The organism is Sulfitobacter sp. SK011 (assembly GCF_003352065.1).
Classification (GTDB): Bacteria; Pseudomonadota; Alphaproteobacteria; order Rhodobacterales; family Rhodobacteraceae; genus Sulfitobacter.
This window is the reverse complement of sequence record NZ_CP025803.1, coordinates 812,976-827,699: the sequence shown is the minus strand read 5'-3', so window position 1 is coordinate 827,699 and position 14,724 is coordinate 812,976. Positions and strand designations below refer to the sequence as shown.

The 14,724-nt window shown below is 58.5% G+C and carries 13 protein-coding genes; 5 read left to right on the top strand and 8 right to left on the bottom strand.

Annotated features, from left to right (window positions below):
- The first annotated feature begins 36 nt into the window (after positions 1 to 36).
- Positions 37 to 1,050, top strand: coding sequence for a hypothetical protein (locus tag C1J02_RS03980; protein WP_114877362.1), 1,014 nt, complete (start codon positions 37 to 39; stop codon positions 1,048 to 1,050).
- Positions 1,051 to 1,129: 79 nt separating this feature from the next.
- On the opposite strand, the gene C1J02_RS03975 is transcribed toward C1J02_RS03980, so the two are convergent.
- The 5 genes from C1J02_RS03975 to C1J02_RS03955 form a co-directional block, all read right to left on the bottom strand.
- Positions 1,130 to 2,434 (bottom strand): SPOR domain-containing protein, encoded by a 1,305-nt coding sequence (locus C1J02_RS03975; RefSeq protein ID WP_114877360.1) that lies wholly within the window; start codon positions 2,432 to 2,434, stop codon positions 1,130 to 1,132.
- Between the two features lie 92 nt (positions 2,435 to 2,526).
- Positions 2,527 to 3,183 carry a uracil phosphoribosyltransferase gene (gene upp / locus C1J02_RS03970; protein ID WP_254693196.1) on the bottom strand — a complete coding sequence of 219 codons (657 nt, stop codon included), beginning with the start codon at positions 3,181 to 3,183 and terminating at the stop codon, positions 2,527 to 2,529.
- A 73-nt stretch (positions 3,184 to 3,256) separates the two neighbouring features.
- Positions 3,257 to 4,450 carry a phosphopentomutase gene (locus C1J02_RS03965; RefSeq protein WP_114877358.1) on the bottom strand — a complete coding sequence of 398 codons (1,194 nt, stop codon included), beginning with the start codon at positions 4,448 to 4,450 and terminating at the stop codon, positions 3,257 to 3,259.
- A complete protein-coding gene (locus C1J02_RS03960) occupies positions 4,450 to 5,754 on the bottom strand; it encodes a thymidine phosphorylase (protein WP_205389902.1) in 1,305 nt (434 codons plus the stop codon). Before C1J02_RS03960 ends, C1J02_RS03965 begins: the two co-directional genes overlap by 1 nt.
- 28 nt (positions 5,755 to 5,782) lie before the next feature.
- A complete protein-coding gene (locus tag C1J02_RS03955) occupies positions 5,783 to 6,178 on the bottom strand; it encodes a cytidine deaminase (protein WP_114877354.1) in 396 nt (131 codons plus the stop codon).
- 217 nt (positions 6,179 to 6,395) lie between these two features.
- Here C1J02_RS03955 and C1J02_RS03950 point away from each other — a divergent pair, with 217 nt between their 5' ends.
- A complete protein-coding gene (locus C1J02_RS03950; RefSeq protein WP_114877352.1) occupies positions 6,396 to 8,669 on the top strand; it encodes an NADP-dependent malic enzyme in 2,274 nt (757 codons plus the stop codon).
- A gap of 67 nt (positions 8,670 to 8,736) precedes the next feature.
- Here C1J02_RS03950 and C1J02_RS03945 read toward each other — a convergent pair whose 3' ends face one another.
- Complete coding sequence (locus tag C1J02_RS03945; RefSeq protein WP_114877350.1) at positions 8,737 to 9,507, bottom strand: MipA/OmpV family protein; 771 nt, start codon at positions 9,505 to 9,507, stop codon at positions 8,737 to 8,739.
- Between the two features lie 221 nt (positions 9,508 to 9,728).
- Here C1J02_RS03945 and C1J02_RS03940 point away from each other — a divergent pair, with 221 nt between their 5' ends.
- Complete coding sequence (locus C1J02_RS03940) at positions 9,729 to 11,618, top strand: propionyl-CoA synthetase (RefSeq protein WP_114877348.1); 1,890 nt, start codon at positions 9,729 to 9,731, stop codon at positions 11,616 to 11,618.
- A 56-nt stretch (positions 11,619 to 11,674) separates the two neighbouring features.
- Here the strand turns inward: C1J02_RS03940 and C1J02_RS03935 are convergent, their stop codons facing one another.
- Both C1J02_RS03935 and C1J02_RS03930 read right to left on the bottom strand, forming a co-directional pair.
- Positions 11,675 to 11,872, bottom strand: coding sequence for a CsbD family protein (locus C1J02_RS03935; RefSeq protein ID WP_114880355.1), 198 nt, complete (start codon positions 11,870 to 11,872; stop codon positions 11,675 to 11,677).
- A gap of 147 nt (positions 11,873 to 12,019) precedes the next feature.
- Positions 12,020 to 12,781 (bottom strand): NAD kinase, encoded by a 762-nt coding sequence (locus C1J02_RS03930; RefSeq protein ID WP_114877346.1) that lies wholly within the window; start codon positions 12,779 to 12,781, stop codon positions 12,020 to 12,022.
- A gap of 182 nt (positions 12,782 to 12,963) precedes the next feature.
- On the opposite strand from C1J02_RS03930, the gene glyA reads away from it, so the two are divergent.
- Together glyA and C1J02_RS03920 are read left to right on the top strand one after the other, a co-directional pair.
- Entirely contained in the window at positions 12,964 to 14,241 is a 1,278-nt protein-coding gene (gene glyA / locus C1J02_RS03925; protein ID WP_114877344.1) for a serine hydroxymethyltransferase, read from the top strand.
- A 74-nt stretch (positions 14,242 to 14,315) separates the two neighbouring features.
- Positions 14,316 to 14,714, top strand: a complete 399-nt coding sequence (locus tag C1J02_RS03920) for a cupin domain-containing protein (RefSeq protein ID WP_114877342.1) — start codon at positions 14,316 to 14,318, stop codon at positions 14,712 to 14,714.
- Positions 14,715 to 14,724 lie beyond the last annotated feature (10 nt).

Below are 14,724 nucleotides of genomic sequence, written 5' to 3'. Positions count from 1 at the left end.
AGTGCCTTAAAAACAACAAGGCACCGCAGCAGCCCCATGACCGCCCTCAATAAATATGCCCGCATCGAGGCGACTGGCCTTTGGCGTGCAACGCCCGATGTGCAGCGGCGCGAGGTGATTGTGTCGATTGGTGATGCCACGTTGATCATCAGCGATCTCAAGGATCAGGCCTTGGCACATTGGTCGCTCGCAGCAGTGGAGCGCGCCAATGCAGGCATTTGCCCTGCGATCTATCATCCCGATGGTGACCCCGGCGAAACGCTTGAACTGCCCGAAGACGAAGCGCAGATGATCGAGGCCATCGAAACGCTGCGGCGTGCGATTGACCGAACCCGGCCGAAACCCGGCAGGTTGCGGTGGCTTGGCATGTTGATATCCTTTGCCGTCGTCGTTGGTTTTGCCGTTTTCTGGTTGCCCGGTGCCATGCGGGATCACACCCTTAGGGTTGTGCCGGGCGTCAAACGGGTCAGCATTGGCGAGGCTTTGCTCAAGCGTGTCGAACGGGTGTCTGGCCCAGCTTGCAGCGACGCCAACGGTCAAGCTGCCCTTGCGCGGCTTGGCGCGCGGCTGAAGGCGGGAAGACTGACCGTCCTGCCGGATATGCCCCGCACCAGCCTGCACTTGCCCGGTGGCATGATCGTGTTGGGCCGCAGCGTTATTGAAGATTACGAAGAGCCTGATGTCGCAGCCGGCTATGTGCTGACCGAAATGGCCAATCGTGCCGTCGAAGATCCATTGCACGATCTGTTGCGGTCTGTCGGCATCCGCGAGAATTTCCGTTTGCTGACCACCGGTGATGTGAGCGACGCCGCCTTGGACAGATACGCGGAACACCTCATGGCGCGGCCACCAACCGTGCCCGAAACGCTGGCACATCTGGCCCAGTTCAAAGTCGCTGCCTTGCGCAGCACCCCTTATGCCTATGCCGTTGATATTACAGGTGAAAATGTTCTGAGCCTGATCGAAGGGGATCCGATGAACGGACAGCTGACAGAGCCGCTGATGTCTGATGCGGATTGGCTGCGCCTGCAAAACATCTGTGGCGGATAGCGGTCTTTCGGCCTCTGCGCAAAAAGGCCAGTTGGGTTAAGTCCGACTGGCCCTGTGCAATATCTAAAAGGACAGGCAGCTATTTCCGGGCAAATGCGTCCGTGTAACCAGCGCCGCGCAACAGTTTGATCGCGGTTTGCAGTTTACGTTCATCGTTGAACGGTCCGGCCTGAACGGTCAGAAAAGTCTTGCCGTTCCTGCGATGTTTGCCAATCCGTGACGGGAACCCCATCCGAGCGATGTTTTGCGCCGACCGCTGGGCGTTTTCTGACTGACCGAAGGTGCCGATCTGAACATAATGGTTACGGGCCAAAGTGCCCGGTGTTGCTGGATTTGTCGCCTTAGAGCTGGGCGCAGATCGGCTGGAATAGACCGGTTTGCGCACGCCGGGATTGCGCACGACCCGTTTAGCGATCTGCCCATCACGTTGAACAATCGTGACCTCACCCAACTCGCGGCTCTGCGTTGTCACGTCGAGGTAGGGATAGATCAACGGCACGGACGCCGTCACATCGCGCCCGGATCTTCTATCAATCAGGCGGCGTGGCACGGTCTGTGTCCAGATCAGCAGCATCTGAGAACGCCCCTGAAGGTTTTGTTCCGCCCGATAGGGGTTCAACCGGTCGTCTTCCCAGACTTTTTTATAACCCTTCGGCAAAGAGACGTTGCGGGTATTGATCCGGTTGTACGCCACATGTCTTGGCACGATGCGCGTGGTTGTAGTGATTTGGGACGCTGACGCCGGGGTGCCGGCATATTGTCCGGATGCCCCCGCCACCTGAGCATCTCCGATCACGCCGTTTGCGCCCACAATCGGGGCCGTTTGCGGGCCACAGCGCACCGCGAGGTTTTTGCTGCGCCGCAGATACTGCTGTGACAAAGGTGACGCATCGGGGCATGCGGTCTGAACCTGTAACTGACCTTTCGTTGCAGGGGCCTCGGCAACAACGACGGGCTGCTGGGTTGTGCGCCGCAACTTTTTTGGCGCGGTTTGCCGAACAACCCGCGCAGGTACCTTGCGCGGCTTTGCCGCAACACGCGGTGCTTGCTGGGCCGCAGAGGGCGCTGCAGGGATGTCTAAAGTGATCTGAACAGGCTCTTCAGCCGCAGGCACGGGGGCCGGTGCCGGGGCCACCTGTCCGACAATTGATGGTTTGAAACCGCAGACCGTTTTGCGGGCGCGGGTGACGCGGGGGATCCATGACACATTGCCGTCAATGCCCGCCCGGATGAACACACATCCCTTGCTGTCCACATATTGTTTGCCCTTATAGGACGGTGGCGGAAACTCTGCTGGTTGCTGTTCTGTGATCTGGGCGTGCAATGTACTGACACCAAGCGACCCGGCAACAAGAGCGATTGCCAAAATTCGTGTAATTTTCATCACGTGCCCCCACACAATATGTCACTTACGATGCCCCACAGCGCCGCCCAAGTCTAGGCTCAGAACCCGGCATTATGCGCCATTTGGTGGTATTATTTCGTTCCGAACATACGATCGCCCGCATCGCCAAGGCCGGGCACGATATAACCCACCTCATTAAGCGCATCGTCAACGGCCGCCGTGACAATGGGCACGTCCGGATGGGCCTCTTTCATGCGCGCAATGCCTTCAGGTGCCGCCAACAGACACAGAAAGCGAATGTTTGTGGCCCCGGCGGATTTCAGCAAATCAATCGCAGCAACAGACGAATTCCCCGTGGCCAGCATCGGATCCACCGCAATGACCAGACGGTCATCCAGACCTTCAGGCACCTTGAAATAATACTGAACCGGTTGCAGGGTTTTCTCGTCGCGGTAAAGACCCACAAAACCCACCCGAGCAGAAGGGATCAGCTCAAGCACACCATCCAAAAGACCGTTGCCTGCACGCAGAATCGAAATCAACGCCAGTTTCTTGCCGTCCAATGTCGGTGCGTCCATCTCGCGCATCGGTGTCTCGATGCGTTTGGTCGTCATCGGCAAGCCGCGCGTGACCTCATAGGCCAGAAGCTGGCTGATCTCGCGCAGCAATTGCCGAAACACGGCCGTGGGGGTGTCTCGGTCGCGCATGATCGTGAGCTTGTGTTGTACCAGCGGGTGATCCACCACAGTCAAATGCCCATCGTTCTTAACCATGTCGTTCTCAGCCATGTCGTTCCCCTTTTTTCATTGCCCCGGTTCTGAATGAACATGGGTCGAGTTTCAAGCAGACCTCATGCAATGTTTACTCTGGCACTGCCACCTCAAGATGGCGCGCAACCAGGGCGGCGACATCCTTGAATGCGATCTGGCCGAGCGTGCCTTGCCCGCAACCGGCAACCAGCACAGGGACCCGTTCGCGGGTATGATCGGTGCCGACCCATGTCGGATCGTTGCCGTGATCCGCCGTTAGCACCAGCATGTCACCCGGGTGCAGCATCGCGATAACCTTGCCGATCTCGACGTCAAACCATTCCAGCGCGCGGGCGTACCCCGACACGTCGCGCCGATGGCCATAGATGCTGTCGAATTCCACAAAATTCGCAAATGTCAGACTGCCTTCGGCAGCGTCGCGCACCAGATCGAACAGATGGCCCATCAGCACCGCATCGGAGCCTTTGCGAACCTCGTCAATGCCCTGCATTGAGAAAATATCACCGATCTTGCCAATCGCGTAGACATGCCCGCCTGCGTCCTGCACCCAATCGGTCAGCACCGGTTTGGGCAGAGGCATGGCGTAATCGTGGCGGTGGCCCGTGCGTTGAAACCCGGTTTCTGCATCCCCGACAAAGGGGCGCGCAATGACGCGGCCCACTCTCATCTCATGCAGGTGCGGTGCGATTGCTTTGCAAAGCGCCAGCAGGCGATCAAGGCCAAAGTGGTCTTCATGCGCGGCAATCTGAAACACGGAATCTGCTGAGGTATAACATATCGGCCAACCGGATCTGATGTGCTCGGCACCCAGCCGTTCGATGATGGCGGTGCCGGGCGCGTGGCAATTGCCCAGAATGCCATCTGTTCCAGCCGCCTTTGACACAAGGTCCACCAGTTCGCGCGGGAATGAATTTTCCGTATCGTTGAAATAATGCCAGTCCCACGGCACCGGCAGGCCCGCCAATTCCCAATGCCCCGACGGCGTGTCCTTGCCGCGCGACACTTCGGTCGCTGCCCCCCATGTTCCGTCCACAGGCCCGTCAAGACCGTCAACACGCATCCCACTGGCAAGTTCGAGCGCGCTGCTCAGCCCAAGGGCGGCCAAATGCGGCACCTGTAATGGCCCGCTGCGGCCCTCATTGGCCAGACCTGCGGCACAGGCTTGCGCGATATGGCCAAATGTATTGGCACCGCTGTCCGGGACATCGCCGTTAAAGAATGTATCCGCGTCCGGTGCACCGCCAATCCCGACGGAATCCATCACCACAAGAAATGCCCGCGCCATCAGCCTACCCTTTCGATGATCAGATCCGGCACCTTGGGTTTTGCAGACCCCAGGCTGATCGCTGATCTTACTGTTTGTGCCGCGCGGTCCGCCTCGTCAGACCGCGTTGCATGCACCACGGCCAATGTCTGACCCCGGCGGATCTTGCGGCCCAGTCGCACCACATCTGACAGGCCCACAGCAGGGTCGACCCGGTCGCTTTCAACAACGCGCCCGCCACCAAGGGCGACAACTGCCAGACCCAGGGCTTCGCCATCAATTTCGCTGACATATCCGTCTTTCGCCGCCGTCACTTCGCGAATGACGGTCGCCTCGGGTAGGAACCGCTGCCAGTTCTCGACAAATGCCACAGGTCCCCCCATTGCGGCCAGCATGGTGCCAAATCGTTCCGCCGCGGCACCACCCCGGATTGCCTTTGTGATCGCCTCGGCCCCCGCTTGCGCGTCGTTGGCCAAACCACCGTTCGCCAACAGGACACCCCCAAGGGTGGCCGCGACATCCACAATCGGGCCACGTCCGGCACCGGTCAAAACCCGCATGACTTCTGCCACTTCCAGAGCGTTGCCAAGGCTTGGCACCAGCGGCTGGCTCATATCGCTGATCACCGCGGTGGTCCGGCATTCTGCTGCGTTCGCAGCCTGGGTCAGCGCCCCGGCCAGCGCTTGCGCCTGGCCGAGGTCTTTCATGAAGGCACCACTGCCCACTTTGACATCCAGCACCAGTCCATCCAGCCCCGCCGCCAATTTCTTGGACAGGATCGAGGCGGTGATCAAATCCAGTGAATCCACGGTCGAGGACACATCCCGCACCGCATAAAGCCGCTTGTCTGCCGGGGCTATGTCGGCATTGGCGCTGACGATGGCACAGCCGACCCGCCCCACAACATCGCGAAACCGCGCCTCGTCCAGATCAGTGGAGAGGCCCGGGATCGCCTCAAGTTTGTCCAACGTGCCGCCGGTATGTCCAAGGCCGCGCCCCGAGATCATTGGAACATAGGCCCCGCAAGCGGCCAATGCCGGGGCAAGGACCAGTGACACGCAGTCCCCCACGCCGCCGGTTGAGTGTTTGTCCAACACCGGACCGTCCAGATCCCAGGTCAGCACGCGACCTGAATCGCGCATCGCAAGCGTCAACGCCACGCGCCCGTCGTCTGTCAATCCGTTCAAACACACGCCCATTGCAAAGGCACCGGCCTGTGCATCGCTGATCCCGCCATCGGCAAGCGCGCGCGCCACCCAGGCCAGTTCGCCTTGGGTGGGGGGCTGACGGTGTCTTAACTTCGCTAAGATCGACCGTGCATTTATCGCGGCGCTGTTCCCGGCAGCCATCCCGTCACCCCTTCATATGGGCGGCCCCAAAGGCCCCCGGCAACAGGTCCGCCAGCGTGGTCTGCTGTTCTATTCCACCCGTTGTCGCCATGGTTACGGCCACGTCGCCCGCCCCGAATTCCGCCAGCTTCTGGCGGCATCCACCACAGGGCGTCACCGGCATGTCACTGCCTGCCACCACATAGGCTTCGCTCAACTTGGTCTCTCCGGCGGCAACCATTGCTGCGATTGCGCCGGCTTCTGCACAGGTGCCTTCAGGATAAGCCACGTTTTCAACGTTGCAGCCGACATAGATCGTGCCCGAACCTGCGCGGATCGCAGCCCCTACTTTGAAATTCGAATATGGTGCATGGGCATTTTCCCGCACCGCTACCGCTGCTTTGCGCAAACTGGATGACATGTTGTCCCCTGCTCTTGTCTGAAAGTCCCTCATCTATAAAAAACTCTGCAGCAAGTTGCGAGCGGCAAAACACATGAACCATTCCCCCTTGTTTCACCCTTTCTTAAATACCGTTCCAACGCCGCAGCCTGCGCTCTTTGGTGATTTGAAATGGCATGTTGGCCCGCCATTCCAAATAGTTTAACACTAAACCATTCGCTTGGAGGAGCTTCACTTTATGTCTGACACACCCAACCTGCGCCAGGCAGCCCTAGATTATCACGAGTTTCCGAAACCCGGTAAACTTGAGATCAGAGCAACCAAACCGCTCGCCAACGGCCGCGATCTGGCCCGTGCCTATTCACCCGGTGTCGCCGAGGCCTGTCTTGAGATCAAGGATGATCCGACCACTGCCGCCCGCTATACATCGCGCGGCAATCTGGTGGCGGTGGTTACAAATGGCACAGCTGTTCTGGGACTGGGCAACATTGGGGCGCTGGCATCCAAACCGGTGATGGAAGGCAAGGCTGTTCTGTTCAAGAAATTTGCCAATATTGATTGTTTCGACATTGAAGTGGATCAGGCCGACCCGGAAAAGCTGGCCGATATCGTCTGCGCGCTTGAACCGTCTTTTGGCGCTATCAACCTTGAGGACATCAAGGCCCCCGATTGTTTTACCGTGGAAAAGATTTGCCGCGAACGCATGAACATCCCGGTGTTTCATGACGATCAGCACGGCACCGCGATTGTCGTCGGTGCCGCGGTCAAAAATGCGCTTTATGTCGCGAAGAAGAAATTTGAAGATATCAAAATCGTGTCCACAGGTGGCGGGGCGGCTGGCATTGCCTGTCTGAACATGTTGCTGAAACTCGGGGTCAAGCGCGAGAATGTCTGGCTCTGCGACATCCACGGGCTGGTCTATGAGGGCCGTGAGGTCGACATGAACCCGATCAAATCAAAGTATGCGCAAAAGTCTGATCTGCGTACCTTGAGCGATGTGATCCCCGATGCTGATCTTTTCCTTGGCCTGTCCGGGCCCGGTGTTCTGACCCCTGAAATGGTCCAGAAAATGGCCCAGCGTCCGATCATTTTCGCGCTGGCCAACCCCACACCAGAGATCCTGCCGGATCTCGCCCGCGCGGTGGCACCTGATGCGATCATCGCCACGGGACGCAGCGATTTTCCCAATCAAGTCAACAACGTGCTATGTTTTCCCTTTATCTTCCGGGGGGCGCTGGACGTCGGTGCCACAACCATCAATGATGAAATGAAGCTGGCCTGCATCGACGGTATTGCCGCACTTGCCCGCGCCACCACCTCTGCCGAGGCAGCAGCGGCCTATCAGGGCGAACAAATGACCTTTGGGTCGGATTATCTGATCCCCAAACCATTCGATCCGCGCCTCATTGGCATTGTGTCGTCGGCGGTGGCCAAGGCCGCGATGGAGACCGGCGTGGCCACGCGGCCCATTGACGATATGGTCGCCTATAAACGCAAACTCGACGGTTCGGTGTTCAAATCGGCCCTGCTGATGCGCCCGGTCTTTGAGGCGGCGCGCACCTCGCCCCGCCGTCTGGTCTTTGCCGAAGGCGAAGACGAGCGGGTGTTGCGGGCGGCCCAGGCGATCATTGAGGAAACCGTTGAAACACCGATCCTGATCGGCCGTCCCGACGTCATCGAGAGGCGCATCGAAAAGGCGGGGCTGACCCTGAAGCTGGGCGAGAATATTGATCTGGTGAACCCCGAAAACGACCCGCGCTATCGTGATTATTGGGAAACCTATCATTCCCTGATGGCGCGGCGTGGTGTGTCGCCCGACATTGCCCGCGCGGTGATGCGCACCAATACAACCGCCATTGGGGCGGTGATGGTGCACCGTGGTGAGGCCGACAGCATGATCTGTGGCACCTTTGGCGAAACACGCTGGCATCTGAATTACGTGCAACAGGTGCTGGGCCGTGAGGGGCTGCGTCCGCACGGGGCGCTGTCGATGATGATCCTTGAGGACGGACCATTGTTTATCGCCGACACCCAGGTTCACCTGCACCCGAACCCCGAACAGATCGCCGAGATCGCCGTCGGAGCCGCGCGCCACGTGCGCCGTTTCGGTATAGAGCCCAGAATCGCGTTCTGTTCACAAAGCCAGTTTGGCAACCAGGGCGAAGGGACCGGCGGCAGATTGCGGGCGGCCATCCGGCTTCTGGATGCCGCAAATCACGACTTTTGCTATGAAGGCGAGATGAACATCGACACCGCGCTCGACCCTGAATTGCGTGAACGCATGTTGCCGGGCAATCGCATGGAAGGGGCGGCGAATGTATTGATCTTTGCCCATGCCGATGCGGCATCCGGTGTGCGCAACATTCTAAAAATGAAGGGGGGCGGTCTGGAGGTGGGACCGATCCTGATGGGCATGGGCAACCGCGCCCATGTGGTATCGCCATCCATCACCGCGCGCGGGCTGCTCAATATGGGGGCCATCGCAGGGACACCCGTCGAACACTATGGCTGAATGCAAAAACGCCGCCCTGTCGAGGGGCGGCGTCAATTCAATTCCTTCGCAGGACGTCAGTCGGGGATCAGAACCGCAGGGTGAATGCCCGGCTCAACCCGATGCCCACGGTCCACTGATCCTCTGATCCGGCCTGAGTAATGGTGCTGTCTTTTGCATCGTTCATCAGCTTTTCATAGCTGGCCAAACCCTCAAGCGACCAGCGATCATTCAGATTGTAGGTCGCCCGGACAGAAACACCGGCACCCAAGACACCGCCACCAGCATTAAACTGGCCAAAGGTGGACGCCCCCGCTTCAGCCGCAGACACGCCAAAATAGGTCGATGCATATTCACTGTCGCCCAGATTGATCCGCGGTCCGCCGGAAATGGTCAAACGGTCGCTGGGGCGAAAGATCAAATCGCTGCCGATGGTGCCGGTCACACCGTGATGGCCCCCAAAGCCCTGACGAATATTACCAAACACGTTCCAGTTGGTTTGCTGATAGGTCACGCCAAGACCAAGCTCGTAGGCTGTGCTGATTTCTTTCAGACCCGCCAATTGCGGATTGTCAGAAATGCGACGTGATCCAACGACACGAAACGATCCGCCAAACCGAAATCCATTTTTAGGGATCGCACCGATCCCGGCACCCATTGCCCGACCACCATAGGTCAGCGAACCGAACGTAAAGCCGGCAAGCGGTGTTGCGCTGTAATCGCTGGCACCGGGATAATCAGGTTTTGCTGCAATGCCGCCCAGCAGGGAAAAGTTAAACGACCTGTCCTGTGCCGCAGCGGGCAGGGCCGCGCCCAATGCAGCGGAAAGGCTTAACGCTAGTATCGCACTGCTTCGCATTGGCTCAAAACTCCTATTGAGTCATTTATGTCGTCCTGAAGCGTCCATATCACGTTGGCGGCGATCTTACAGGGGGAAAACCGCGATGAAGGGCGTCAATTTCTGCACAATCACGTGTAAACTCTTGTAAATTTAATTTCCAAGATCGCCTGTTTGCGCTCACAGAGCTTGCTCCGGTGCACTGTCCTGCCTAACACCAATTCAAGTGTGGAGGAAAAGCAATGAACTATCGCGAAACCTATCAAAGCTGGCAGAATGACCCAGAGGCTTATTGGCTGGAACAGGCCCGCGCCATCGACTGGGTAGAGCCGCCGACCCAAGCTCTTTTTGATCGGGGTGATGACCTCTTTGAGTGGTATGCGGACGCAAAGGTGAACGGGTGCTATAACGCCGTGGATCGCCACGTCGAAAATGGCCGCGCAGATCAGGTTGCAATCATCTATGACAGCCCGATTACCGGGGCAAAATCCAACATAACCTATGCCGAGTTGCAGACCCGCGTGGCATCCTTGGCTGGCGCACTTGTTGCCCAAGGTGTGACCAAAGGCGACCGGGTGATCATCTATATGCCGATGGTGCCAGAGGCCCTTGAGGCGATGCTTGCCTGCGCGCGCATTGGCGCGGTCCATTCGGTTGTCTTTGGTGGATTTGCGGCCAACGAACTGGCTGTGCGGATCAACGATTGCACCCCAAAGGCCATTATCGCCGCATCCTGCGGGTTGGAGCCGGGCCGTGTTGTGCAGTACAAACCACTGCTTGATGGCGCGATTGAGATGGCCACGCACAAGGTCGATACCTGCATCATCCTGCAACGCGATGTGCATCGTTGTGATCTGGTCGAGGGGCGCGATGTCGACTGGCATGATGCACAAATTGGCGTCGATCCCGCCCCTTGTGTCCCGGTTGAGGGAAACCACCCAGCCTATATCCTCTACACCTCCGGAACGACCGGTGCGCCCAAAGGCGTGGTGCGCGCCACGGCGGGCCATCTGGTTGCGCTGAACTGGACGATGAAGAACATCTATAACGTGGACCCCGGCGATGTCTTCTGGGCCGCATCGGATGTCGGTTGGGTCGTCGGCCACAGCTATATCTGCTACGGCCCGCTGATCCACGGCAACACCACAGTGGTGTTCGAAGGCAAGCCGGTCGGCACCCCCGATGCGGGGACCTTCTGGCGGGTCATCGAAGAACATAACGTGCGCAGCTTTTTCACGGCCCCAACGGCCATTCGCGCTGTCAAACGCGAGGATCCCAAAGGCGAATTTATCAAGAAATACGACCTGAGTGGGCTGCGCGCACTCTATCTCGCAGGGGAACGCGCGGACCCTGATACCATCGAATGGGCCCAGAACAAGCTTGGCAAACCAGTTTATGACCATTGGTGGCAAACCGAAACCGGCTATACGATCGCAGGAAATCCAGCCGGACTTGAGGCGTTGCCGGTCAAGATCGGATCGCCGACCGTGCCGATGCCGGGCTACGAAGTTCACATTCTGGACGAGGCCGGACATCCGCAAAAACCGGGTGAACTTGGTGCCATAGCCATCAAACTGCCACTGCCCCCCGGCACATTACCAACGCTCTGGAATGCCACTGATCGCTTTCGCAAGTCCTATCTGACCACTTTTCCGGGCTATTATGAGACCGGCGATGCGGGGATGATGGACAAGGACGGCTATCTCTACATCATGGCGCGCACGGACGATGTGATCAACGTTGCCGGTCACAGGCTGTCTACGGGCGCGATGGAAGAAGTGTTGGCCGGGCACCCCGATGTGGCGGAATGTGCCGTGGTTGGCGTCAGTGACCAGCTAAAGGGCCAATCGCCCATTGGTTTTGTCTGCCTGTCCAAAGGGGTGAACCGGCCTCATGGGGATATCACAGCAGAGTGTGTGAAACGCATCCGAGATCAAATCGGGCCGGTGGCCGCGTTTAAGCAGGCTTTGGTAGTGGACCGCCTGCCGAAAACCCGGTCTGGAAAGATCCTGCGCGCGACGATGGTAAAGATCGCCGATGGCGCGGAATTCAAACTGCCTGCGACAATTGATGATCCCGCGATCCTTGATGAGATCAGGCTGGCGCTGCAAACCATCGGGTATGCCAAATAAGAAGACAGGCGGCCCCGAGGGAAGGACCGCCTGCTATTCGTTACGATGACTGATGATCAGTGTTTCGCGACAAATGCGTCAACTTGCTTTTCAGCTTCTTCCTTGGCGATGCCGTATTTGGCCTGAATCTTGCCGATCAATTGATCGCGGTCGCCTTCGGCTTCCTTGATCTCGTCGTCGGTCAGATCGCCCCATTCCTCTTTGATCTTACCGGTCATCTGCTTCCAGTTGCCTTTGATTGTGTCCCAGTTCATCACGGGTACTCCTTGTTCAACGGTTTCCATTCTGGCGGTAAGTAGGTGATACGCCCCGCCGCTCATCGATAGAACACACCCATAGGCTGCCCGGTTCCGTCAAAACTGACCGCGATCATGTCATAGGACACATTCCGCCGAAATTTTTCAGGTGAATTGTTCGCTGATCAGCCGTTCCTCAAGCCCGTGGCCGGGATCGAATAGAATACGGTGTTCCACACTTTGCTCAGACCGGATATCGACGCGCACAACATCTCGGTGCGATTTGCCGTCGGCATCGGCCATCACCGGGCGCTTTTCGGGCTCCAGCACGTCAAACCGCACATGCGCCTTTTTCGGCAACAAGGCCCCCCGCCAGCGCCGTGGCCGAAACGCGGCCATCGCGGTCAGGGCCAGCACATCCGCCCCGATGGGCAGGATCGGTCCGTGTGCGGAATAGTTGTAGGCAGTGGACCCCGCCGGGGTTGCCACCAGCGCCCCATCACAGACCAGTTCCTGCATGCGCAGCCGTCCATCGACGGAAATCTGCAATTTTGCCGCCTGTGGCCCCGCGCGCAGCAAAGCCACTTCGTTAATCGCCAATGCCTTGGACACCGAGCCATCGACATGCGTTGCCTCCATCACCAGCGGATTGATCACCGCCTCTTCGGCAGCTGCCAACCGGTCTTGCAGATCACTCTCGCCGTAGACATTCATCAAGAAACCGATGGTGCCCCGGTTCATGCCATAGACAGGTGCGCCCAAATGTTGCGTGTCATGCAACGTGTGCAGCATGAAACCATCCCCGCCCAGCGCCACGATCACTTCGGCAGCATCCAGCGGCACATCGCCATAGCGCCCAATCAACGCGGCACGGGCGGTTTGGGCAACCGGTGCGGTGCTGGCGGCAAAGGCGATCTTGAGGCTCATCGTTGCAGGCTCATGGGGCAAAGTTTCCGATTGGGCGCATTTATGCCCGAAACAATCACATTATTCCTCATGCTACCAGTATTGCCGCACATTATCTGTGAGTGGTCGGTAATCAGCCTTCCCGATAGCCTGCGTTTCCGATACGAAACGCCAGACTCACGTAGCCCAGAGGGAACCCAATCATGTCCGGCTTTTTCACTGAATCGCTTGCCACTTCCGACCCCGAGATTTTTGCCTCCATCACAGATGAGCTGGGCCGCCAGCGCGATGAGATTGAGCTGATCGCATCAGAAAACATCGTTTCCGCCGCCGTGCTTGAGGCGCAGGGGTCGATCATGACCAACAAATACGCCGAAGGCTATCCGGGCCGGCGCTATTATGGCGGGTGCCAATATGTCGACGTGGCCGAGAACCTCGCGATTGAACGGGCCTGCAAGCTTTTTGACTGCGGATTTGCCAACGTGCAGCCAAACTCAGGCTCCCAAGCAAACCAGGGTGTGTTTCAGGCGCTGTTGCAACCGGGCGATACCATCCTTGGCATGTCCTTGGACGCTGGCGGCCACCTGACCCACGGTGCCGCCCCCAACCAGTCTGGCAAATGGTTCAATGCCATTCAGTACGGCGTACGCAAGCAAGACAACCTGCTTGATTATGATCAGGTTGAGACGCTGGCAAAGGAACATAACCCAAAGATGATCATCGCGGGCGGCTCTGCCATCCCGCGCCAGATCGATTTCAAGCGCATGCGTGAAATCGCTGACATGGTTGGTGCTTACCTGCACGTGGACATGGCGCATTTCGCGGGTCTGGTGGCCGCAGGTGAACACCCCTCGCCGTTCCCATATGCGCATGTCGCGACAACCACCACGCATAAAACTCTGCGCGGGCCACGCGGCGGCATGATCGTGACCAATGACGAGGCGCTGGCCAAGAAATTCAACTCTGCCATTTTCCCCGGTATTCAGGGCGGCCCCCTGATGCATGTGATCGCAGGCAAGGCCGTCGCCTTTGGTGAGGCGCTGCGTCCTGAGTTCAAAACCTACATCAAGGCTGTGATCAAGAACGCTCAGGCGCTCAGCGATCAGTTGATCAAAGGTGGTCTTGATACCGTGACCCACGGCACCGATACCCATGTTGTGCTGGTTGACCTGCGCCCCAAAGGTGTCACCGGCAACATCGTGGACAAGGCACTGGGCCGTGCCCATATCACCTGCAACAAGAACGGCGTGCCCTTTGACCCGGAAAAACCAACCGTCACCTCTGGCATCCGCCTTGGGTCACCTGCGGGTACCACCCGTGGCTTTGGCGAAGCTGAGTTCCGCCAGATTGCGGATTGGATCGTCGAAGTGGTTGATGGATTGGCCGCAAATGGCCCAGACGGCAACGCAGAGGTCGAAGACAAGGTAAAGGGCGAAGTTGCAGCCCTGTGCAAACGTTTCCCGCTCTACCCAAACCTTTGATAGAATTGTGGGTTACACCCACCCTACACACCCCGTAGGGTGGGTGTAACCCACGCTCTTGAAAAGGCACCGCTATGAAAATCCACCCCGCAGGGTCCCGGCCCTCTGATACCGGGTCACCTGATTATTTTACCGGTTCGGTCCGCATGGACCCGTTGATCAGCGCGCCTGATCCAGCGCGGTTGCGCGGTGTTTCTGTGACATTTGAGCCGGGAGCGCGCACCGCGTGGCACACGCATCCGCTGGGTCAGACATTGATTGTGACCGCTGGCATCGGGCGGGCGCAAAAACAGGGTGAACCAGTCGAGATCATTCGCCCCGGCGATGTCGTGTGGTTTGCACCGGGCGAAAAACACTGGCACGGGGCAGCGCCCGATTGCGCCATGACCCATATTGCCCTGCAAGAAGCATTGGACGGCAAGGTGGTCGACTGGCTTGAGCAGGTGTCAGACGCGCAATACCACGAAAAATAGCGGACGCCCC